We start from the raw sequence: 20,420 nt of genomic DNA, 5'->3' as shown, positions 1-20,420 counted from the left end.
AGGTGAGCCTTATTTGAAGGCCCCCGGGAATTACGCGACACTGATGTTGTGAAAAATCCTGCGACTACCGGAGCTGCGCCCACCGGCGCGGTGGCGGCGCGGGACGAGTCCACCCGGGACCGGGTCGCCCGCTCGATCCTGACCAACGGTCCGTCCAGCGCCGCGGTGCTCGCCGAGCGCCTGGAGCTGACGCCGGCGGCGGTCCGCCGGCATCTCGACCACCTGCTCGAGGACGGCCTGGTCGAGTCCCGCGAGGAGCGTGTCTACGGCCCGCGTGGCCGCGGCCGCCCCGCGAAGGTCTTCGTGCTGACCGACACCGGCCGGCACGCGTTCCACCAGGCGTACGACGACCTGGCGGCCACCGCGATGAAGTTCATCGCCGAGTCCGGCGGTGACGAGGCGGTCGCGGAGTTCGCCCGCGGCCGGGTCGCCGAGGTGGAGCAGCGGTACCGGGAGCTCATCGACGCGGCTCCCGAGAGCGACAAGGCGGAGGCACTCGCCCGGGCCCTGACCACGGACGGGTACGCCGCGTCCACGGCGAAGGCCGCGCACGGCGAGCAGCTCTGCCAGCACCATTGCCCGGTCGCGCACGTGGCCGAGCAGTTCCCCCAGTTGTGCGAGGCCGAGACCGAGGTGTTCTCCCGGTTGCTCGGCCGGCACGTCCAGAGACTGGCCACCATCGCCCACGGCGACGGTGTCTGCACCACACATATTCCCGGGCACGTCCCGGCCCCCCAGGCCGTGTCCGGTCCTGCCCCTGTATCCGACGGCGAATCTGCGAGGACTGCACGATGACGCAAACCGCTCACCCCGAACTGGAAGGCCTCGGCAACTACCAGTACGGCTGGGCCGACTCCGACGCCGCCGGCGCGGTCGCACAGCGCGGCCTGTCCGCCGACGTGGTGCGGGGCATCTCCACCCTCAAGAACGAGCCGGAGTGGATGCTCGACCTGCGGCTGAAGGGCCTGAAGCTCTTCGACCGCAAGCCGATGCCGTCGTGGGGTGCGGACCTGTCCGGGATCGACTTCGACAACATCAAGTACTTCGTCCGGTCGACCGAGAAGCAGGCCTCCAGCTGGGAAGAACTGCCCGAGGACATCAAGAACACCTACGACAAGCTCGGCATCCCGGAGGCGGAGAAGCAGCGCCTGGTCGCCGGCGTCGCCGCGCAGTACGAGTCCGAGGTCGTCTACCACCAGATCCGCGAGGACCTGGAGGCCCAGGGCGTCATCTTCCTCGACACCGACACCGGCCTGAAGGAGCACCCGGAGATCTTCCAGGAGTACTTCGGCTCGGTCATCCCGGTCGGCGACAACAAGTTCGCCTCGCTGAACACGGCGGTCTGGTCCGGCGGGTCGTTCATCTACGTGCCCAAGGGCGTCAAGGTGGACATCCCGCTGCAGGCCTACTTCCGGATCAACACCGAGAACATGGGCCAGTTCGAGCGGACCCTGATCATCGTCGACGAGGACGCCTACGTGCACTACGTCGAGGGCTGTACGGCGCCGATCTACAAGTCGGACTCGCTGCACTCCGCGGTGGTCGAGATCATCGTGAAGAAGGGCGCCCGCTGCCGCTACACGACGATCCAGAACTGGTCGAACAACGTCTACAACCTGGTCACCAAGCGCGCCACCTGCGAAGAGGGCGCGACGATGGAGTGGATCGACGGCAACATCGGTTCCAAGGTGACGATGAAGTACCCGGCCGTCTACCTGATGGGCGAGCATGCCAAGGGCGAGACCCTGTCGGTCGCGTTCGCGGGCGAGGGCCAGCACCAGGACGCCGGGTCGAAGATGGTGCACAACGCGCCGTACACCTCCAGTTCGATCGTGTCGAAGTCGGTGGCCCGCGGCGGCGGCCGGACGTCGTACCGGGGGCTGGTCGAGGTGGCCCCGGGGTCGCACCACAGCAAGTCGACGGTGCGCTGTGACGCGCTGCTGGTCGACACCATCAGCCGCTCCGACACCTACCCGTACGTCGACGTCCGCGAGGACGACGTGGCGATGGGACACGAGGCGACCGTGTCCAAGGTCAGTGACGACCAGCTCTTCTACCTGATGAGCCGGGGCATGGCCGAGGACGAGGCGATGGCGATGATCGTCCGCGGCTTCATCGAGCCGATCGCCCGCGAGCTCCCGATGGAGTACGCGCTGGAACTGAACCGCTTGATCGAGCTGCAGATGGAAGGGGCCGTCGGCTGATGTCCGCCGCTGAAACCCTGGTCGCCACCGGCAACCGGGCGCACTCCCACGGGCCGGGTTCGCCGGTCCCGCTCCAGGCCCGGAGCGAGCGGCCGACGTCGTACGACGTCGCCGACTTCCCGGTGCCGAACGGGCGCGAGGAGGAGTGGCGCTTCACCCCGGTCAAGGCCCTCAAGGCACTGTTCGCCGACGAGGCCGGCACCGAGACCCCCAAGGTCGACGCGTCCGGTCCCGACGGTGTGGTCTTCGAGACCGTCGCCGCGGACTCGCTGAAGGTCGGTACGCCGCAGGACCGCTCCGCCGCCATCGCCTGGAACCAGGCGGGCGAGGCGCTCGCGGTGCGGATCCCGGTCGAGGCCGAGCTGACCGAGGCGGTGCACGTGAACGTCGCGAGCCTCGGCGCCCGCGGCTTCAGCCACCTGATCGTCGACGCCGGCCGGCACAGCCGCGCGATCGTGATCATCGATCACACCGGCGCGGGTGAGCTCGGCAGCAACGTCGAGATCGTCGTCGGCGACGGCGCCGAGCTGCGCGTGGTCAGCATCCAGCAGGGCGACCACGAGTCGATCCACCTCGGCCAGCACGACGCGCTGATCGGCCGGGACGCCCGGCTGCACCACGTCGTGGTCACTCTCGGCGGCAAGGTCGTCCGGATCGGCACCAACGTCCGGTACGCCGGTCCCGGCGGCGACGCCGAACTGCTGGGGGTGTACTTCGCCGAGTCCGGTCAGCACCACGAGAACCGGCTCTTCGTCGACCACGAGGCGATCAACTGCAAGAGCAACGTGATCTACAAGGGCGCGCTCGCCGGTGACCACGCCCGCTCGGTCTGGATCGGCGACGTCCTGATCCGGGCCGCTGCCGAGGGCACCAGCACTTTCGAGCTGAACCGGAACCTGGTCCTGACCGACGGCGCCCGCGCCGACTCGGTGCCGAACCTGGAGATCGAGACCGGCGAGATCGAGGGCGCCGGGCACGCGTCCGCGACCGGCCGGTTCGACGACGAGCAGCTGTTCTACCTGCAGGCCCGCGGCATCCCCGAGGACGCGGCCCGGCGGCTGGTGGTGTCCGGCTTCTTCAACGACATCATCGGCAAGATCGGCGTTCCCGAGGTCGCCGAGCACCTGCACGACGTGATCGAGGAGAAGCTGGCCCGGACGGCCGAGCTCAGCGCCGCCGCGGCGGCGGCCACCGGACACACGGCGGTCGCGGGACAGTGAGCGACAGCTTCGAGCGCGCCTGCGCAGCCGCCGACGTACCGGATGAGGGAGTCATCCCGGTCGAGGTCGGCGGCGTCGAGGTCGCGGTCGTGAAGAGCGGGGGACAGTTCTTCGCGGTGCGGGACGAGTGCTCGCACGCGCAGATCCAGCTGTCCGAGGGCGAGGTCGGCGAGTGCGAGATCGAGTGCTGGCTGCACGGCTCCCGCTTCGACCTGCGCACCGGCGAGCCGACCAGCCTGCCCGCGTACGACCCGGTACCGATCTACCCGGTCCGGCTGGACGGCGACGACCTGCTCGTCGACGTCAAGAACCCCTTGAACCAGGCATCCCTGTAAAGCGACGGAGATAGAAGATCCTCATGGCGACACTCGAGATCCGCGACCTGCACGTGTCGGTCGACACCGAGAGCGGCCCGAAGCAGATCCTGCGCGGCGTCAACCTGACCATCGCCGGTGGTCAGACGCACGCGATCATGGGCCCGAACGGTTCCGGCAAGTCCACCCTGGCGTACTCGATCGCCGGCCACCCGAAGTACAAGATCACCGCCGGCACGGTGACGCTGGACGGCGAAGACGTGCTCGACATGAAGGTGGACGAGCGCGCCCGGGCCGGCCTGTTCCTGGCGATGCAGTACCCGGTCGAGGTGCCCGGCGTGTCCGTGGCGAACTTCCTCCGTACGGCCAAGACCGCGATCGACGGCGAGGCGCCGAAGCTGCGCACCTGGGTCAAGGACGTCAACACCGCCCTGGGCGACCTGGAGATGGACCCCGAGTTCGCCCAGCGCAACGTCAACGAGGGCTTCTCCGGTGGTGAGAAGAAGCGGCACGAGATCGTCCAGCTGGAGCTGTTGAACCCGAAGATCGCGATCCTCGACGAGACCGACTCCGGCCTCGACATCGACGCGCTGAAGATCGTCTCCACCGGCGTCAACCGGTTCGCGGAGAAGGGTGACAAGGGCATCCTGCTGATCACCCACTACACCCGGATCCTGCGCTACATCACGCCGGACTTCGTGCACGTGTTCGTCGACGGCCGGGTGGCCGAAGAGGGCGGCCCGGAGCTGGCCGAGGAGCTCGAGGCCAACGGTTACGAGCGGTTCCTGAAGGCAGGCGCGAAGTGACCATCGCCCGGACATTCAGCAGTCCCCTGGACCTGCAGTCGGTCCGGGCGGACTTCCCGATCCTTTCACGCGAGCTCGCCGGTGGGCTCCCGCTGGTCTACCTGGACTCGGCGAACTCCTCGCAGAAGCCGCGCCAGGTGGTGCAGGCCATCGAGGACCACTACCTGAAGCACAACGCGAACGTCGCCCGCGCGATGCACCAACTCGGTGCCGAGGCGACCGCGGCGTACGAGGGTGGCCGGGACAAGGTGGCGGCCTTCATCGGTGCGCCGTCGAGGGACGAGATCGTCTTCACCAAGAACGCCTCCGAGGCGCTCAACCTGGCCGCGCACACCCTCGGCGCGTCGCTGCAGCCGGGCGATGTCGTGGTGATCTCCGAGATGGAGCACCACAGCAACATCGTCCCGTGGCAGCTCGCGTGCGAACGGACCGGCGCCACGCTGAAGTGGTTCGGCGTCACCGAGGACGGCCGGCTTGACCTGAGCAACGTCGACGAGCTGATCACCGAGCGGACCAAGGTCGTCGCACTGACCTGGGTGTCGAACGCACTCGGCACGATCAACCCGGTCAGCGAGGTCGCGGCGAAGGCGCACGCGGTCGGCGCGACCGTGGTCGTCGACGCATCGCAGGCGGTGCCGCAGTTCCCGGTCGACGTCTCGGCGCTCGGCGCGGATCTGCTCGCCTTCACCGGCCACAAGGTGGTCGGCCCGACCGGCGTCGGCGTGCTCTGGGGCCGGTACGACCTGCTCGCCTCGCTGCCGCCGTTCCTTGGCGGCGGTGAGATGATCGAGGTCGTGCGGATGACGGGTTCGACGTACGCCCCGCCGCCGGCGCGATTCGAGGCCGGTACGCCGCCGATCGCGCAGGCCGTCGGGCTCGGTGCGGCCGTCGACTACCTGTCCGGGATCGGGATGGACAAGATCGCGGCGCACGAGCACGCGATCGTGGAGTACGCGCTCGAGGGGCTGAAGACGGTGCCGGGGCTGACGATCCTCGGTCCGACCGAGGCCAGGGACCACGGTGGCGCGATCAGTTTCGAGCTGGACGGCGTGCACCCGCACGACGTGGCGACCGTGCTGGACACCCGCGGGATCGCGGTACGGGCCGGGCACCACTGTGCGCGGCCGGTGCACGAGCGGTTCGGCGTACAGTCCTCGACGCGGGCGTCGTTCTACCTGTACACGACGCCGGAGGAGATCGAGGCGCTGGTCGACGGCCTCGGGTTCGTCCGTTCTTTCTTCAAGGTGGCCTGACGTCTCATGCAGCTTGACTCGCTGTACCAGGAGATCATCCTGGACCACTACCGCAGCCCGCACCACGCGGGGCTGGCGGATCCGTACGACGTGGAAGTGCACCACGTGAACCCGTCCTGCGGGGACGAGGTGACGCTGCGCGTGGAGCTGGACGGCGACACCGTCACCGGCATCACGCACGAGAGCGTCGGCTGCTCGATCAGCCAGGCCGCGACCTCGGTGATGTCCGACCTGGTGATCGGCAAGCCGGTCGCCGAGGGCATGGCGACCTACGAGAAGTTTCTCGAGCTGATGCAGGGCCGGGGGAATGTCGAGCCGGACGAAGAGGTTCTGGAGGACGGCGTCGCGTTCGCGGGCGTCGCGCAGTTCCCGGCCCGGGTGAAGTGTGCGCTGCTGGGCTGGTCGGCCTGGCGGGACGCGACCGCCCGGGCACTGGCGCAGAACGAGTCCCAGGACGCCGCACAGCAAGAAGGAGTGAGCAATGCCTGATCAGACCGACGAGAAGATCGAGCTGCCCGAGGTCGACCTGCAGGCGGCGGCCCAGGCAGCACAGCCCGGCACCAGCCCGGCCGCGGTCGAGGATGTGACCGAGGCGCTCAAGGATGTCGTCGACCCCGAGCTCGGCATCAACGTCGTGGACCTGGGCCTGATCTACGGCATCACCGTGGACGACACCAGTACGGCGATCATCGACATGACGCTGACGTCGGCGGCCTGCCCGCTGACCGACGTGATCGAGGACCAGACCCGGATGGCGCTGGACGGCCTGGTCAACGACTTCCGGATCAACTGGGTCTGGATGCCGCCGTGGGGCCCGGAGAAGATCACCGACGACGGCCGCGACCAGTTGCGGGCACTCGGCTTCAACGTGTGACACGCGTCGTCACGGTGGCACCGGAGCGGCTGGACAGGTGGCTGGCCGGCTTCGGTGACCGCCACGGCGCGGTGACGTACGACGTGACGCCGACGAGCGTCACGGTGTCCGCCGAGGACGGCTCGCTCGCCGTTGTCGAGGTGCCGTTTGCACCACTGGAGGAGTTGTCGAAGGAAGGGCTCCTCACTCATGTGCTGCGCGAGTGGCGGTTGGGTGTGCTGCTCGTCCGGCGTGGCGGTTACGGTGCCGGGGTCTTTGCCGGGGGCAAGCTTGTCGACTCCAAGGTCGGCTCACGCCACGTGCAGGGGACGACCAAAGCGGGTGGCTGGTCGCAGCAGCGGTACGCGCGACGGCGGGACAACCAGGCCCGGGAGGCGTTCGCCGCGGCGACCGAGGTCGCGGTGCGGATCCTCGGGTCCGCCCGGCTGGAAGCGCTGGTGTGTGGGGGAGACCGCCGGGCCGTCGACACGGTGCTGGAGGATCCGCGGCTGAAGGATTTGGCCGGACTCGTGCGGCCGCCGTTCCTCGGCGTACCCGATCCGAAGCAGAGAGTTCTCAAGCAGGCCGGCGCCGATGCGCGGGCGATCCGGATCGAACTGACCGACCCTCCGGAGGATTCGCGCTGAGGCGTGAACGTGGTCCCACCTGGGCATACTGAGGTCCTCGCGGCCATTGCACAGGGAGGACAGCGGTTGAACTCGGAGCTGCAGTTCTGGCGTGCCATGGCGGGCTATGCGCTGGCGCGGGCCCGCGCCCAGCGTGCCCGCAGCGGCCGGACCCAGCTCGGCGCGTCCTCGCTCGAATGGGCGATCATCTCGGCCATCCTGGTCGCGGCCGCGCTGGCGGTCGGACTGATCGTCCGCCGCGTCGTCGACAAGCGGTCCGGCGCGGACTGACGGCCCACCGAGGTCAGAGCGGGTTGGCCGACCAGGTGTCGCAGGCGTTCATGTCGCCGGAGTCCATCCCCGCCTTGAACCAGCGCATCCGCTGCTCGGCGGTGCCGTGGCTGAAGCTCTCGGGATTCACCTGACCCTGCGTCTTCTCCTGGATCCGGTCGTCACCGACGGCGGCCGCGGCATCCAGGCCGCGGGCGATGTCGTCCTCGGTCAGGCCGCTGATGAACGTGTCGCCGTCCTTGTCGGGCACGGTCGTCGCGTGGTTGGTCCAGATCCCGGCCAGGCAGTCGGCCTGCAGTTCGGACCGGACCGAGTCCGACGTCGGGCCGTTGCGCGTCTTGATCCGGCCGAGGATCCCGTACAGGTTCTGGATGTGGTGGCCGTACTCGTGCGCCACGACGTACGCCTCGGCGAAGTTGCCGCCCTTCGCGCCCAGCTCGGACTGGAGGGTCTGGAAGAACCCGAGATCCAGGTACACCCGCTTGTCCGGCGGGCAGTAGAACGGCCCGACCGCACTGGTGGCCGGTCCGCAGCCGGTGTTGACCGAGCCGTCGAAGACGCGCATCGGCGCCCGGGTGTACTTCTTGCCCCGGCGCGGCAGCTCAGCGGCCCAGAAGCCCTCGATCGAGTTCTGGTAGAACACGAACCGGCAGTCCGGGTTGTCCTGCAGGTCGGTGCCCTTCTTGCACGAGTCCAGGTTGCCGGCCGCGGTGTTGCGGACCGACGGCTCCTGGCTGCCGCCGTCGCCACCAGGCAGACCGCCGTTCAGCAGCAGGATGACGACGAGCAGGATGATGCCGCCGATGCCACCGCCCACCGGGATCATCCCGCCGGGCAGCCCACCGCCCCCTCCACCGCTCCCACGGGTGTCCTCGACCCCACTGGTGTCGAGATCCGCGTCCGGATTGAATTTCACAGCACTTAGACTAGTCCTCGGAGCGGGGGATTTTGGCGTGTCGTGACGCTGCGCCGCCGACCTGCTACCGCCCGCCCCCTGCCTTGACTCCCGACCCTGAGGACGCCTGCCACCGCGATGATCACTGTCTCCAACCTCGAGGTCCGCGTCGGTGCCAGGCAGTTGCTCGCGCCCGCCTCGTTCCGGGTCGGACCCGGCGACAAGGTGGGTCTGGTCGGCCGCAACGGCGCCGGCAAGACCACGCTGACCAAGATCCTGGCCGGTGAAGGCCTGCCGGCCAGCGGCTCGGTGTCCACCTCCGGCGAGATCGGCTACCTCCCGCAGGATCCGCGGACCGGGGATCTGGAGATCCTGGCCAGGGACCGGATCCTGTCCGCCCGCGGCCTGGACGACGTCGTACGCCGGTTGCGCAGCGCGGAGAAGTCGATGGCCAGCGCGGACGAGAAGACCCGTGCGAAGGGGATGCGCCGCTACGAGCGGGCCGAGGCCGACCTGCACGCGGCCGGCGGGTACGCCGCGGAGTCGGAGGCGGCCCGGATCGCGGCGAACCTGGGGCTGCCGGATCGGGTGCTGGGGCAACCGCTGGCCACGCTGTCGGGTGGTCAGCGCCGCCGGGTCGAGCTCGCCCGGATCCTGTTCGCCCAGGCGGAGACGCTGCTGCTGGACGAGCCGACCAACCACCTGGACGCGGACTCGATCATCTGGCTGCGCGACTTCCTCAAGTCGTACCCCGGTGGCGTGATCATGATCAGCCACGACGTGAATCTGCTCGAGGAGACCGTCACCCGGGTGTTCCACCTGGACGCGAACCGGGCCGAGATCGACGTCTACAACGTCGGCTGGAAGGCGTACCTGACCCAGCGCGAGGCCGACGAGCGGCGCCGCAAGCGCGAGCGGGCGAACGCGGAGAAGAAGGCGACCCAGCTGGTCGACCAGGCGAACAAGATGCGCGCCAAGGCGACCAAGGCGACCGCGGCCCAGCAGATGCTGCGGCGGGCCGAGCAGTTGATGTCCTCGCTCGAGGACGAGCGCAAGACCGACCGCGTCGCGAAGATCGCGTTCCCGACCCCGGCACCGTGTGGCAAGACGCCGTTGATGGCGCGCGAACTGTCGAAGTCGTACGGCTCCCTGGAGATCTTCACCGACGTCGACCTGGCGATCGACCGCGGCTCGCGGGTCGTCGTACTGGGACTGAACGGTGCCGGCAAGACCACGCTGCTGCGGGTCCTGTCCGGGCTGGAGAAGTCCGACACCGGCGAGGTGATCGACGGGCACGGGCTCAAGCTCGGGTACTACGCGCAGGAGCACGAGACGCTCGACGTGAACCGGACCGTGCTGGAGAACATGAAGTCGGCGGCCCCGGATCTGAACGAGACGCAGGCGCGCAGCGTGCTCGGCTCGTTCCTGTTCACCGGCGACGACGCGGAGAAGCCGGCCAAGGTGCTGTCCGGTGGCGAGAAGACACGACTCGCGCTGGCGACGCTGGTCGTCTCGGCCGCGAACGTGTTGCTGCTCGACGAGCCGACCAACAACCTGGACCCAGCCTCGCGGGCCGAGGTGCTGAACGCGATCCGCTCGTACGCCGGTGCGATCGTCCTGGTCACCCACGACGAGGGCGCCGTCGAGGCGCTCGAGCCGGAGCGTGTCCTCCTGCTCCCGGACGGCGTCGAAGACCTCTGGACCAACGACTACGCCGACCTGGTGTCGCTCGCCTAAGTTAATCGCGAGTAATGTTCCTCGCATGAAGGAACTGCGGTTGACGGTGGATGGTCCGGTGGCTCGGGTCGTGCTGGACCGGCCCGAGGTGCGGAACGCACAGACCCCGGCGATGTGGCAGGCGCTGGCCGACTTTGGTACGACGCTGCCGTCCGACGTTCGCGTGGTCGTGGTTTCGGGGGAGGGGCCGTCGTTCTCGGCGGGACTCGACCGGCGGTTGATGATGGGCGAGGGCGTCGACGGCCAGGAGGCGTTGCTCACGCTTGGGGCGAAACCCACCGCCGAGGTGCACGAGCTGATCGCCGGTTTCCAGGCGGGATTCTCCTGGTTGCGCCGACCGGAGATCATCAGCATCGCGGCGGTCCAGGGTCACGCCATCGGCGCCGGCTTCCAACTGGCGCTGGCCTGCGACCTCCGTGTCGTCACCCCGGACGTTCGCTTCAGCATGCGCGAGACCGCGCTCGGCCTGGTGCCGGACCTCGGTGGCACCCAACCGCTCGTCCAACTCGTCGGGTACTCGCGGGCGCTGGAGCTCTGCGCGACCACCCGCTGGGTGGAGGCGGACGAGGCGAAGGAGCTCGGTCTGGCGAATATCGTCGTACCGCCGGAGGAGCTGGCCGGGACGGTCAAGGATCTGACCGAGGCGCTGCTGGCGCCGCTCCCAGGAGCGATCCGCGAGACCAAGGCGTTGCTCCTCGGTGCCGCGGACCGTTCGTACCAGGACCAGCTGAAGGCCGAGCGGGAGGCCCAGGAGCGCCGGCTGAAGGAGCTCCTGGCAACTTCCGACTCAGGACACTAGTGCCAGTTGCTGATCTGTACGTCGCGGGGAGCGGGGTCGCCCGTGCCGGTCTCGACGTACTTCTTCAGGCTCAGCAGGTACGAGCCCCACTTGGTGCTGCAGTGGTACATGAACTCGACCGGCTCCTTCCAGCCCTCGTGCTTGAACAGGACGATCGTGTAGTCGTCGGCCGTACTGAGGTCGAAGCGGACCTCGGTGCCGATCCACTCCTCGGGACCGTCCACGACCTCCCAGCGGACCAGCTCGCCGGGCTTGGTCTCCAGCACCTTCATGCCGAAGGAGCCACCGGCGACGGGGAAGTGGAAGTCGATCACGCCGCCGACCGAGTCGTCGCCTCGGGTGTCGTCGGTCCACCAGCCCGCCAGGCCGGGGATCGTGGTGAGGGCCTTCGAGACGTCCTCGGGGGACGCCGTGATTCCGACGCGGTGCAAGATGTCGACCATGGGAGTGCCTCTCGTTCAGATGTCTGTACTGCGTTGAATGGATTCGGCGATCCGCTTGATGCGCTGGAGCCGGCGGTCCCAGGCGTCACTGACCGAGGTCAGTTGCGCGATCGCACGGGCAAGCTGTGATTCGTCCACGGTGTAGCGCCGTTCCCGCCCCGACGGCTTGGCGTGGACCAGGCCGACCCGCTCGAGGACGGCGAGGTGTTTGGCGACGGCCTGCCGGGTGACCGGCAGTTGATCGCTCAGGCCGGTCGCGGTCCCGCCGCCGTTGGCGAGCAGCAGGTCGAGCATCCGGCGCCGGGTCGGATCGCCGACCGCCGACCAGAGCCCGTCGTCGATCACGGCGCGGACACCAGCCGGTCGACGTACGGCACGAGGCGGGGGAGGAAGTAGTTCCAGCCGTTGATGTGATCGCGGTACTGCGCCTCGGAGGCCTCGTCGAATCCGGTCTCGGCGAAGCGCAGGACCGTGCCCGTGCCGGCGGCGACGAGGTCGAACGTCACCAGCAGCGAGTTGGTCTCGCTGGCTGTCTCGCCCTCCGGATAGTCCCACCGGAAGGCGAACCGTCGCGGCGGGTCGGCCTCGACGACCGTGAGCGAGACGACCTTCCCGTCCGGCTCCTCGCCGAACGAGACGGTCCCGGTGGCACCGGCGACCGGCTCGAGGTCAGCCTCGTCCGGCCACCACTCGCGCAGGTGCTTCGGCGAGCTGATCACCTCGTAGACCACCTCGGGTGCCGCCTCCACCCGGATCTCCCGCTCGATGGTCCGGTCCGCCATCTCACCCACCGTCCTTTCGCAACCTTTGGTTGCCTATGACTGTAGGGCACTCTCATCGCATCCGCAACCATTGGTTGCATGACGGTGAGTGGGAACATTGTGAGGACCTGAACTGTTGTGAAGCTTCACCACACAGGAGCGGAGAGGAACTGCATGTCCTCAGGGATGGCACGCGCCGGCATGGGCGCTTACGGCTGGCGGCGTCAGGACTCATCCGTGACCGGGCAGAAGCTCGCCAAGGGCACGCTGCGCCGGATCGCGCGGTTCGCGAAGCCGTACCGCTGGTACATCACGGTGTTCCTGGTGCTCGTCATCCTGTCGGCGTTCATGGTCATCGCCTCGCCGCTGCTGTTCAAGAAGATCGTCGACGACGGCATCACCAAAGGAAACGCGGGACTGGTCACGGCGCTCGCGCTGGTGGTGGCCCTGCTCGCGGTGGTCGAGGCCGGGCTCGGGCTGATGCAGCGCTGGTTCTCCGCGCGGATCGGCGAAGGTCTGATCTTCGACCTGCGGACCAAGGTCTTCGGGCATGTCCAGCGGATGCCCGTCGCGTTCTTCACCCGGACGCAGACCGGTGCCTTGGTGTCCCGGCTCAACAACGACGTGATCGGCGCCCAGCAGGCGTTCACCTCGACGCTGTCCGGCGTGGTGTCGAACATCATCAGCCTGATCCTCGTGGTCGGCGCGATGCTCGTGCTGAGCTGGCAGTTGACGGTCGTGGCGATCCTGCTCCTGCCGGTGTTCCTGATCCCGGCACGGATCCTCGGTCGCCGGCTGGCCACGCTGACGCGTGAGCAGATGAACCTCAACGCCGAGATGTCGACGGCGATGACCGAGCGGTTCAGCGTCGGGGGAGCGCTGCTGGTCACGCTGTTCGGTACGCCGTCGATCGAGAAGAACGACTTCAGTGAACGGGCCGGACGGGTCCGCGACCTCGGCATCCGGATCGCGATGCTCGGCCGCGTGTTCTTCACGGCGCTCACTCTGGTCGCCGCGCTCGCGACAGCCTTGGTGTACGGCGTCGGCGGCAACCTGGCCGTCCGGGAGACGCTGACCGTCGGGACCCTGCTGGCACTGGTCGCCTTGCTCGGCCGGCTGTACGGCCCGCTGACCGCACTGTCGAACGTGCGGGTCGACGTGATGACCGCGCTGGTCTCGTTCGAGCGCGTCTTCGAGGTGCTCGACCTCGAGCCGATGATCAAGGATGCTCCGGAGGCCAAGGAACTGCGGAGTGAGCGGGCCGGGGTCGAGTTCGACCACGTGGCGTTCGCCTACCCGACAGCTGAGCAGGTGTCCCTCGCGAGCCTGGAGTCGGTCGCCGTGCTCGACAAGCGGGTGTCCTCGCAGGTGCTCGAAGATGTGAACTTCGTCGTGGAGCCCGGTCAGATGGTTGCGCTGGTCGGCCCGTCCGGCGCCGGCAAGACCACGATCACCAACCTGGTGGCCCGCCTGTACGACGTGACCGGCGGCGTCGTGCGAGTCGGCGGGCAGGACGTACGCGAGGTGACGTTGCAGTCGCTGCACGACACGATCGGGTACGTCACGCAGGACGCGCACATGTTCCACGACACGATCCGGGCGAACCTCGCGTACGCGAAGCCGGACGCCACCGACGCCGAGATGATCGAGGCGCTGAAGTCCGCGCAGGTGTGGACCTTGGTTTCGTCCCTGCCCGATGGCCTCGAGACCGTGGTGGGGGACCGTGGTCACCGCCTGTCCGGTGGTGAACGGCAGCGCCTCGCGATTGCGCGATTGTTGCTGAAGGCACCGCAGATCGTCGTACTGGATGAAGCGACGGCGCACCTGGATTCCGAGTCCGAGGTCGCCGTACAGCGCGCGCTCGACACCGCGCTGGAAGGGCGTACGTCGCTCGTGATCGCGCACCGGTTGTCGACCGTGCGGAACGCCGACCTGATCCTGGTCGTTGACCGCGGCAACATTGTCGAGCGCGGTACGCACGAGCAGTTGCTCGCCCAGGGCGGCGAGTACGCCGACCTGTACCGCACCCAGTTCGCCGAGGCGGGATCCGCGGCCGGCGTCTGAGCGAGCTACTTTGGTTCTGAGGGGCAGTGAGGGGGAGGGGACAATGATCAGACTGGGCTTGGCCCTCGCCGCGGGCTACGCCGGCTACAAACTCGCGTACAACTCCGAGGACGGCCGCCACTACGGCGAAACCGGCGACCGAACGATCCGGACCACGGTGTCGCTGCTGATGGCCGCCCTCGCGGTCGGCGTCACCTATGCGGTCATGCTCCGGTTCTGACCCGCTACGAGGCGGAGGCCTTCTCCGGGTCGTGTTCGAGCAGGTGGAGGACGGGTACGCCGAGGTGGCGGCGGGCGGAGTTGGTCCAGTCGAGGTGGAAGAACTCGGCCACGACGTGTGGCCGGGTCAGGATGATGACCTCCTGGCCCTGCACGTGGTCCACAGTGGCGATCAGGGCGTCGATCGGGCGGTCGTGCGAGATGCCGCCCTCAGCGTGCTGCCCTAGGTCGCGCAGCCGCTGCACGCTGCGTCCGCTGCAGCCCTTCGCCTCGGTGTCGATCGCCTTCTGCGCCTCGGCGAGATCCTGGCGCTGACTGGCCAGCCCTGGACCGTACAGATCCGCGGTGCCCAGTGCGCTGATCGAGGCCTCCACGCCGGCCTCGGCGTTGTGGCACGGCACGAGCACGTGGTACGTGACGGACTCGGGCATGTCCTGGTGCAGTTCAACGACGCGTTTCGCGTCCGGCGCCGATAGTTCCTGTTCGACGAGCAGTACGACGTCGTACATCGCAACCTCCGGTTCCTACCAGTCGGTATGCCTCCATAGTGCCCCCGCGGGGGCCCGATGTATTCGGTCCTGGCCGTGGCACCTGCTCAAATGATCAACTGGATCGTTCCAGTCGGCGCCGTCCGTAGGTGCGGAGCGCCCGCAGCAGGTCGACCTGCCGGAACGCGGGCCAGTACAAGTCGCAGAACTCGACCTCCGAGCGCGTCGCCTGCCACAGCAGGAAGTCCGACATCCGGAGCTCCCCACTCGTCCGGATGACCAGGTCGGGATCCGGCAGCTCAGGCAGATAGAGATGCCGGCCGATGATGTCCTCGCTCAACTCGTCAGCGACGTCCTCCAACGAACGCCCGGCCAAGGCAGCCTCGTCCAGCACAGCCCGTACGGCGTCCACCACCTCGAGCCGGCCGGAGTACCCGATGGCGAGCGTCAGGTCACCCGCATCCGTCCGGTCGCGCGTCTCCTCGACCGCCTCCTTCAGCGCCCGAGCGGTTGTATCAGGCAACAAATCAAGTTGCCCCGCGACATGCAGCCGCCACCGGTGGTCACGTCGTACATGCTCGGCCAGGACCGTCTCGGTGAGCCGCATCAGGTAGTCGACCTCGGCCGAATCGCGGCGCCGGATGTTGTCCGCCGATGCGACCCACGCGGTCACGCAGTGGACGCCGGCCTCGGAACACCAGCGCAGGAACAGCTCCAGATGCTCCGCGCCGAACCGGTGACCGACCCGCACGTCGTCGTACCCGGCTCGTCGTGCCCAGCGGCGGTTGCCGTCCATCGCGATCGCGATGTGCCGCGGCATCGGCAGTCCGGCCAGCTGGCGTCGCAGGATCCGGGCGTAGACGTCGTACAGGACCTTCATCAGCGTTGAGCGCTCGACAGTACGTCGGCCAGGTCGAACTTGACCGGCTCCTCTAGTTGTTCGTAGGTGCAGGACTCGGGGGTGCGGTCGGGGCGCCAGCGGACGAACTGTGCGGTGTGGCGGAAGCGGATGCCTTCCATATGGTCGTAGCGAACCTCGACCACCAGCTCCGGCCGCAGCGGGACGAACGACAGATCCTTGCCTGCCTGCCACCGGCTGCCCTCCGCGTTGCGCGGCGTACGCACGCCCTCCTCCTGCTTCGCCCACGCCCACGGGTGATCGTCGAACGTCGTGACGAGCGGCTGCATCTCCTGGAAAAGTTCCTTTCGCCGTTCGAGCGGGAACGCACCGATCACCCCGACGCTCGCCAACGTGCCGTCGTCGCTGTACAGCCCGAGCAGCAGCGATCCGATCCGGTCCGGGCCGCTCTTGTGCACGCGATACCCGGCGACCACGCAGTCCGCGGTGCGCTCCGGCTTCACCTTGAACATCACGCGCTTGTCCGGCTGGTAGGTGACGTCCATCGGCTTGGCGATCAGCCCATCCAGGCCGGCGCCCTCGAACTGCTCGAACCACTCCGCGGCGGTGTCGCGGTTGGTCGTCGCCGGCGTGACATGGATCGGCGCCTTCACACCAGCCAGCGCATTGATCAGAGCGGTACGCCGTTCCGCGAACGGACGCTCCATGAAGTCCTCATCACCCAGCGCCAGCAAGTCGAACGCCACGAACCGCGCCGGCGTCTTCTCCGACAGCATGTTCACTCGGCTCGCAGCGGGGTGGATGCGCTGCTGCAGCACCTCGAAGTCGAGCCGGTCGCCGGACGCGCCGATCACGATGATCTCGCCGTCGATCGCGCAGCGCTCCGGCAGGTTCGCCTTCACCGCCTCGACCAGCTCGGGGAAGTAGCGCGTCATCGGCTTCTCGTTCCGGCTGCCGATCTCCACCTCGTCCCCGTCCCGGAAGATGATCGAGCGGAACCCGTCCCACTTGGGCTCGTAGCTCATCTCCCCGCGCGGGATCTCCTTCACGGGCTTGGCGAGCATCGGCTTGACCGGTGGCATCACAGGCAGTCGCATCCCGTCATTCTCACCCACAGCCAACTCGTGGGCGATCGGGCGCGTCGAACCACTGAGGACGAAGTGACCAACTCGGGAGGTTGATCATGAAGATCAAGGGTCTATCCAAGGCCGTCGGGATGGCGGCCGCGCTCGCGGTTGCTGCTCCGCTCGTGCTCGGCGGTTCAGCGGCTCCGGCCGTTGCGGCCAGTGCTCAGACGACCGCCTCGTGCGGTGCGTCGGTCGCTCGGCTGGATGCGGTCACCTACGCGGATCGGTTGGTCCGTGCCTGGGGTCGCGGTGACACGAGAATGACAGCTTGTTACGGCACGGCCGAGGTCACGCGTGCTCTGTTCGCGCAGGCCTCGCCAGGCGGGATTCACTGGCGCCGAGTCTCGGCGGAAGGCGCCGCCGGGACAATCTATGTGACCTACCACGACGATGCCCGCGGCGGGACTCTCACGCTCGGGGTCGCGAACGCCGCGCCGGAGCTGCGCCCGCCGGGCGGCTGGCACGCCGCGAGAGTCGTCAGCTTCGCCAACGAACCGCGTGCCTGGAATGCGGTGCAGTGGTCCGACAACCTGGTCCGCGCGTGGGGTCGCGGCGACACGAAGTGGATGTCGTACTACGCGACGCCCGCGGTGACGAAAGCGTTGACGCAGATCTCCGCATCCGGCGGACCGTCCTGGCGCCGGATCGCGACTGAAGGTGCGGCAGGTACGACGTACGTGACGTATCGCAACGACGCCAACGGTCACCAGTTGGTCGTCGGGATCTCGAACGTCGGGCTCTCGCAGGGCGATGCGCACGTCGCCTACCGGATTCAGTACCGCTGAGCTGGTCCCCGGCCGCCCCCGGGGTTCGGTGGACAGTGAACCGGATCGGACCGGACAATCATGAGATGACATCGGTTCCGGCGGAGGGGACGCGTCCGTCGGACGCCGAGCGGGATCGTGCCCTGGCCATCCTGCGCGAGGGCGCCGGGACCGGGCGGCTGTCCCACGACACCTTCGTCCGCCGGATGAACTTCGTTCTGCGCGCCCAGAGCCGCGGCGAACTCGCCGACGCCATTCGCGACCTGCCTCGCGAGGAGCCGCGCGTCACGCGCCGGCTCCGGGACTTCCGTTCCCGACTGCCCCGGCTCGAAGTCATCCGCAGCCCCAGCCTGACCCGACCACCAGCGCGGTCCGAGGGATGGCCGGGCGCTGGGACCCCTGAGCGGCCGAGTGGAGTCGTCGGGGCGTGGTTCGGGTTTCTCGAGCGCCTCGGGTCCCTTCCGCGGGTTGGAGTCGTGCAACAGAAGACGCCGGCTCTGCCGCCGCCCGGGCTGGCGTTACCGGCGCCAGGATCGCCGACGGTCCGGATCGGACGCGGGCCGGGCGCGACGCTGCGGTTGGCCGACCTGTCCGTGTCCCGATTCCATGCGGAGCTCCGCTACGTGAAAGACAGCTGGATGCTGCGCGACCTCGGTTCGATGAACGGCACAGAGGTCAACGGTCTGCGCCTGACCACGCCGGTCCGGGTCCGGCCCGGCGACCAGGTCCGTTTCGGCGCGGTGGCGTACGTACTCATCTGGACCGATCAGCCCGAATAGTTGCATCCGGTACTTGGGTACAGGTTTACCGTCGATTTCATGACCGATCACCTCGCCTGGGCTCCGGCCGCCTGCACCCTGCCGACCGCGGAGCAACCACTCCGCGTTGCGGAGTTCGACCAACTCTTCGCCGACCACCTCCGCAACGCCAACCGCGTCGACCCCCAGACGCTCGACCTGACGCTCGCCGCCGAAGCCCGCGACACCACCGCAGACCTGACCGCCCGCGAGTCCGAGTGCTGCTCCTTCTTCGCCTTCACCCTCACCGAACCAACCGACGGCCATTTCCACCTACGCATCGGCGTACCGCCCACCCAAGTCGCCGTACTGGATGGACTGGCGGATCGGTTGCCGGCGTGAGATCCGGCGAGGTGGCAGCCGCCGCCGGCGTGAACCTCCAGACCCTGCGGTACTACGAACGCCGCGGGCTGCTCGACGAGCCGGTGCGCAGCCTTGGTGGGCATCGCGTCTACCCGGAGACTGCGGTCACCACGTTGCGCGTGATCAAGGCGGCGCAGCGGCTCGGGTTCACGCTGACCGAAGTGTCCGAACTGCTCGATACGGCCAGGCATCGGCATGCGCTCGGCGAGGGAGCCGGGCTGCAGGCACGGGCTCGCGAGAAGCTGACCGACGTGGAAGCGAAGATCGCCGACCTCACCGTCATCGCCGAGACCCTGCGTGCGGGGATCGCGGCCGGCTGCGACGACCTGCAGACCTGTGCGGGCGACCCCAATTGCCCGCTGCCCTTCACCGAGCTCGGCCAGTGACCGTACTGCGGTCTGTGGCGCTCTTCGTCCTGGCCGCGCTGGCCGAGATCGGTGGTGCCTGGCTGGTCTGGCAGGGCTGGCGTGAGGATCGCGGCCTGTGGTGGATCGCGGGTGGCGTCATCGCGCTCGGTGCCTACGGCTTCGTTGCGACGTTCCAGCCGGATCCGAACTTCGGCCGCATCCTCGCGGCGTACGGCGGTGTGTTCGTGGCCGGATCGCTCGCGTGGGGGATGGTGGTCGACGGCTTCCGCCCGGACCGCTGGGACTTGCTCGGCGCCGCGATCTGTCTCGTCGGCGTCGTCGTCATCATGTACGCGCCGCGCAGCTCCTGACCGTCAGCGATCGGCGATGATGCGCCCGCCGTCGAGGAACGGGTCGAACGCACCGTGGGCCGTCGTGCCGTCCTTGGCCGGGATGACCTCCTTGGAGTACTGCGCGATGTACACGCGCCGGTTCCGGTCGGTCAGGTTCGCCCCGCTGCGGTGGATCACGACGCTGGAGAAGACCACGATCGAGCCGGCCTTCGCGGTCATCGGGATGCCGGGATCGGAGCCGAAGTAGCAGACCATGTCATTGCGCTTCGGGTCCTGGATGTGCTTGATGTACGACTTGATGCCGGACCGCGAGTACGGGAGCAGGTAGACCGAGCCGTTCTCCTCGGTCACGTCGTCGAGGGCGATCCAGCAGGTGACGTACGGGTCGTGGTCCTCGTGCACGTAGCCGGAGTCCTGATGCCAGGCGAACGCCGTATTCGGATCGCCCGCCTTGATCACGTACTGCTCCCAGAACAGGAAGGCGTCGTCGCCCAGCGTCGCGCGGCAGATCTCGGCCATCGTCTCGCTGAACAGGAACTGCCGCAGCTCGGGCCGGTCCTGGTAGATCATGCTGCTGAAGTACCGCTTGCCCCGGTGGTTGATGCCGAGCGAGTCGGTGCCGGCTTCGTCCATGGCGGCGTCGAGCTTGTCGATCGAGTACTGTGCTCCGCCGCGCAGCAGCTCGAGCTGCTCGTCGGTGAGCACACTGTCCAGCACGAAGTAGCCCTCGTCGCGGAACTGGGCCAGGTGCTGGGGCGTGATCAGGTCGGTCGAGGTCGTCATGCGGTCCTCCGGTCGGTCGGATCGTTCCTGCCCTTCAAACGCTAGGGCGGCAGG

General features: G+C 68.3%; 27 protein-coding genes. 19 read left to right on the top strand and 8 right to left on the bottom strand.

All coding sequences use genetic code 11. From position 1 onward, the window contains the following. Positions 1 to 48: 48 nt before the first annotated feature. The 10 genes from E0H73_RS42575 to E0H73_RS42530 all read left to right on the top strand — a co-directional run bounded on the left by E0H73_RS42575 (position 49) and on the right by E0H73_RS42530 (position 7,567). Positions 49 to 795: a helix-turn-helix transcriptional regulator gene (locus tag E0H73_RS42575; protein ID WP_131366495.1), complete on the top strand. Its 747-nt coding sequence runs from the start codon at positions 49 to 51 to the stop codon at positions 793 to 795. Then, positions 792 to 2,204 carry a Fe-S cluster assembly protein SufB gene (gene sufB, locus E0H73_RS42570; protein ID WP_131366493.1) on the top strand — a complete coding sequence of 471 codons (1,413 nt, stop codon included), beginning with the start codon at positions 792 to 794 and terminating at the stop codon, positions 2,202 to 2,204. The genes E0H73_RS42575 and sufB overlap by 4 nt, the downstream gene beginning before the upstream one ends. Continuing rightward, positions 2,204 to 3,424 (top strand): Fe-S cluster assembly protein SufD, encoded by a 1,221-nt coding sequence (gene sufD, locus E0H73_RS42565; RefSeq protein WP_131366491.1) that lies wholly within the window; start codon positions 2,204 to 2,206, stop codon positions 3,422 to 3,424. Before sufB ends, sufD begins: the two co-directional genes overlap by 1 nt. After that, complete coding sequence (locus tag E0H73_RS42560) at positions 3,421 to 3,759, top strand: non-heme iron oxygenase ferredoxin subunit (protein ID WP_131366489.1); 339 nt, start codon at positions 3,421 to 3,423, stop codon at positions 3,757 to 3,759. Before sufD ends, E0H73_RS42560 begins: the two co-directional genes overlap by 4 nt. 23 nt (positions 3,760 to 3,782) lie before the next feature. After that, positions 3,783 to 4,544 (top strand): Fe-S cluster assembly ATPase SufC, encoded by a 762-nt coding sequence (gene sufC, locus E0H73_RS42555; protein WP_131366487.1) that lies wholly within the window; start codon positions 3,783 to 3,785, stop codon positions 4,542 to 4,544. After that, a complete protein-coding gene (locus tag E0H73_RS42550) occupies positions 4,541 to 5,797 on the top strand; it encodes a cysteine desulfurase (RefSeq protein ID WP_131366485.1) in 1,257 nt (418 codons plus the stop codon). Before sufC ends, E0H73_RS42550 begins: the two co-directional genes overlap by 4 nt. A gap of 6 nt (positions 5,798 to 5,803) precedes the next feature. Next, positions 5,804 to 6,286, top strand: coding sequence for a Fe-S cluster assembly sulfur transfer protein SufU (gene sufU / locus E0H73_RS42545; protein ID WP_131366483.1), 483 nt, complete (start codon positions 5,804 to 5,806; stop codon positions 6,284 to 6,286). Next, positions 6,279 to 6,671 (top strand): metal-sulfur cluster assembly factor, encoded by a 393-nt coding sequence (locus E0H73_RS42540; protein WP_131366481.1) that lies wholly within the window; start codon positions 6,279 to 6,281, stop codon positions 6,669 to 6,671. Before sufU ends, E0H73_RS42540 begins: the two co-directional genes overlap by 8 nt. Continuing rightward, the gene (locus tag E0H73_RS42535; protein WP_238164630.1) at positions 6,668 to 7,297 is read left to right on the top strand and encodes an acVLRF1 family peptidyl-tRNA hydrolase; all 630 of its coding nucleotides are present in this window, start codon (positions 6,668 to 6,670) and stop codon (positions 7,295 to 7,297) included. The genes E0H73_RS42540 and E0H73_RS42535 overlap by 4 nt, the downstream gene beginning before the upstream one ends. A gap of 66 nt (positions 7,298 to 7,363) precedes the next feature. Beyond that, a complete protein-coding gene (locus E0H73_RS42530) occupies positions 7,364 to 7,567 on the top strand; it encodes a hypothetical protein (protein WP_131366479.1) in 204 nt (67 codons plus the stop codon). 13 nt (positions 7,568 to 7,580) lie between these two features. Here the strand turns inward: E0H73_RS42530 and ypfJ are convergent, their stop codons facing one another. After that, complete coding sequence (ypfJ, locus tag E0H73_RS42525; RefSeq protein WP_131366477.1) at positions 7,581 to 8,483, bottom strand: KPN_02809 family neutral zinc metallopeptidase; 903 nt, start codon at positions 8,481 to 8,483, stop codon at positions 7,581 to 7,583. 117 nt (positions 8,484 to 8,600) lie between these two features. Between ypfJ and abc-f the strand changes: the two genes are divergently transcribed. Continuing rightward, on the top strand, positions 8,601 to 10,199 hold the full coding sequence (gene abc-f / locus E0H73_RS42520; protein ID WP_131366475.1) for a ribosomal protection-like ABC-F family protein: 1,599 nt from the start codon (positions 8,601 to 8,603) through the stop codon (positions 10,197 to 10,199). A gap of 25 nt (positions 10,200 to 10,224) precedes the next feature. Next, positions 10,225 to 10,998, top strand: a complete 774-nt coding sequence (locus E0H73_RS42515; protein ID WP_131366473.1) for an enoyl-CoA hydratase/isomerase family protein — start codon at positions 10,225 to 10,227, stop codon at positions 10,996 to 10,998. On the opposite strand, the gene E0H73_RS42510 is transcribed toward E0H73_RS42515, so the two are convergent. Genes E0H73_RS42510 through E0H73_RS42500 form a run of 3 tightly spaced genes read right to left on the bottom strand, consistent with a single transcriptional unit; the run spans position 10,995 to position 12,223 of the window. Then, positions 10,995 to 11,441: an SRPBCC family protein gene (locus tag E0H73_RS42510; protein WP_131366471.1), complete on the bottom strand. Its 447-nt coding sequence runs from the start codon at positions 11,439 to 11,441 to the stop codon at positions 10,995 to 10,997. The two genes, E0H73_RS42515 and E0H73_RS42510, sit on opposite strands and share 4 nt — an antisense overlap. A 15-nt stretch (positions 11,442 to 11,456) precedes the next feature. Beyond that, complete coding sequence (locus E0H73_RS42505) at positions 11,457 to 11,786, bottom strand: ArsR/SmtB family transcription factor (RefSeq protein WP_238164629.1); 330 nt, start codon at positions 11,784 to 11,786, stop codon at positions 11,457 to 11,459. Further along, positions 11,783 to 12,223, bottom strand: a complete 441-nt coding sequence (locus tag E0H73_RS42500) for an SRPBCC domain-containing protein (RefSeq protein WP_131366469.1) — start codon at positions 12,221 to 12,223, stop codon at positions 11,783 to 11,785. Before E0H73_RS42500 ends, E0H73_RS42505 begins: the two co-directional genes overlap by 4 nt. Positions 12,224 to 12,376: 153 nt before the next feature. Between E0H73_RS42500 and E0H73_RS42495 the strand changes: the two genes are divergently transcribed. Together E0H73_RS42495 and E0H73_RS46340 are read left to right on the top strand one after the other, a co-directional pair. Beyond that, entirely contained in the window at positions 12,377 to 14,266 is a 1,890-nt protein-coding gene (locus tag E0H73_RS42495) for an ABC transporter ATP-binding protein (RefSeq protein ID WP_131366467.1), read from the top strand. Positions 14,267 to 14,309: 43 nt separating this feature from the next. Next, entirely contained in the window at positions 14,310 to 14,486 is a 177-nt protein-coding gene (locus tag E0H73_RS46340; RefSeq protein ID WP_165556115.1) for a hypothetical protein, read from the top strand. A 4-nt stretch (positions 14,487 to 14,490) separates the two neighbouring features. On the opposite strand, the gene E0H73_RS42490 is transcribed toward E0H73_RS46340, so the two are convergent. The 3 genes from E0H73_RS42490 to E0H73_RS42480 form a co-directional block, all read right to left on the bottom strand. Then, on the bottom strand, positions 14,491 to 14,994 hold the full coding sequence (locus tag E0H73_RS42490; protein ID WP_131366465.1) for a hypothetical protein: 504 nt from the start codon (positions 14,992 to 14,994) through the stop codon (positions 14,491 to 14,493). 94 nt (positions 14,995 to 15,088) lie between these two features. Continuing rightward, positions 15,089 to 15,853 (bottom strand): polyprenyl diphosphate synthase, encoded by a 765-nt coding sequence (gene uppS, locus E0H73_RS42485; protein WP_131366463.1) that lies wholly within the window; start codon positions 15,851 to 15,853, stop codon positions 15,089 to 15,091. Next, positions 15,853 to 16,929: an ATP-dependent DNA ligase gene (locus E0H73_RS42480; protein ID WP_131366461.1), complete on the bottom strand. Its 1,077-nt coding sequence runs from the start codon at positions 16,927 to 16,929 to the stop codon at positions 15,853 to 15,855. The genes uppS and E0H73_RS42480 overlap by 1 nt, the downstream gene beginning before the upstream one ends. 86 nt (positions 16,930 to 17,015) lie before the next feature. Here E0H73_RS42480 and E0H73_RS42475 point away from each other — a divergent pair, with 86 nt between their 5' ends. From E0H73_RS42475 to E0H73_RS42455, 5 genes are all read left to right on the top strand, one after another. Then, positions 17,016 to 17,744: a hypothetical protein gene (locus E0H73_RS42475; protein ID WP_131366459.1), complete on the top strand. Its 729-nt coding sequence runs from the start codon at positions 17,016 to 17,018 to the stop codon at positions 17,742 to 17,744. Positions 17,745 to 17,809: 65 nt separating this feature from the next. Further along, on the top strand, positions 17,810 to 18,502 hold the full coding sequence (locus E0H73_RS47705; RefSeq protein WP_131366457.1) for a DUF1707 and FHA domain-containing protein: 693 nt from the start codon (positions 17,810 to 17,812) through the stop codon (positions 18,500 to 18,502). A 39-nt stretch (positions 18,503 to 18,541) separates the two neighbouring features. Further along, positions 18,542 to 18,862 carry a hypothetical protein gene (locus E0H73_RS42465; protein WP_131366455.1) on the top strand — a complete coding sequence of 107 codons (321 nt, stop codon included), beginning with the start codon at positions 18,542 to 18,544 and terminating at the stop codon, positions 18,860 to 18,862. Beyond that, a complete protein-coding gene (locus tag E0H73_RS42460; RefSeq protein WP_131366453.1) occupies positions 18,859 to 19,269 on the top strand; it encodes a MerR family transcriptional regulator in 411 nt (136 codons plus the stop codon). The genes E0H73_RS42465 and E0H73_RS42460 overlap by 4 nt, the downstream gene beginning before the upstream one ends. Then, positions 19,266 to 19,601, top strand: coding sequence for a YnfA family protein (locus tag E0H73_RS42455; RefSeq protein ID WP_131366451.1), 336 nt, complete (start codon positions 19,266 to 19,268; stop codon positions 19,599 to 19,601). Before E0H73_RS42460 ends, E0H73_RS42455 begins: the two co-directional genes overlap by 4 nt. Before the next feature lie 3 nt (positions 19,602 to 19,604). On the opposite strand, the gene E0H73_RS42450 is transcribed toward E0H73_RS42455, so the two are convergent. Further along, a complete protein-coding gene (locus E0H73_RS42450) occupies positions 19,605 to 20,366 on the bottom strand; it encodes a phytanoyl-CoA dioxygenase family protein (protein WP_131366449.1) in 762 nt (253 codons plus the stop codon). Between the last annotated feature and the right edge of the window lie 54 nt (positions 20,367 to 20,420).

Source organism: Kribbella pittospori, assembly GCF_004331465.1.
GTDB lineage: Bacteria > Actinomycetota > Actinomycetes > Propionibacteriales > Kribbellaceae > Kribbella > Kribbella pittospori.
The sequence above is the reverse complement of the archived record's forward strand: the minus strand, read 5'-3'. Positions and strand labels throughout refer to the sequence as shown.